This window comes from Pseudomonas sp. SWRI51 (assembly GCF_014268825.1).
In the GTDB taxonomy this organism is placed as follows: domain Bacteria; phylum Pseudomonadota; class Gammaproteobacteria; order Pseudomonadales; family Pseudomonadaceae; genus Aquipseudomonas; species Aquipseudomonas farsensis.
Window position 1 is genome coordinate 1 of sequence record NZ_JABWRG010000212.1, and the last position, 230, is coordinate 230.

A 230-nucleotide genomic window follows, 5' to 3' on the forward strand; every position below is an offset into this window, starting at 1 on the left:
GCCAGTTTCACAACCAGGTCGCTACCGGTAACTTCGTGGTTCACGGAGGCGGTGTAGGTGATAGTGCCGCCTTCGGCAACCGAGTTGCTGCTGGCAGTCAGGGTGACCGTCGAAGTGTCGATGGTGTCAGTGACATCAGTAACGGCTGGTGTTTTATCCACAACCAGCTTCTCGAAGTCGCCGCCGTCAGCCTTATCCACAGTGACGCTGAGTTTCTCAGCATCGATGTA

General features: G+C 55.7%; 1 protein-coding gene. It reads right to left on the bottom strand.

Going from position 1 to position 230, the window contains the following annotated elements:
* A partial coding sequence (locus HU720_RS24065; protein ID WP_186523660.1) for an immunoglobulin-like domain-containing protein occupies window positions 1–230 on the bottom strand: 230 nt, incomplete at both ends.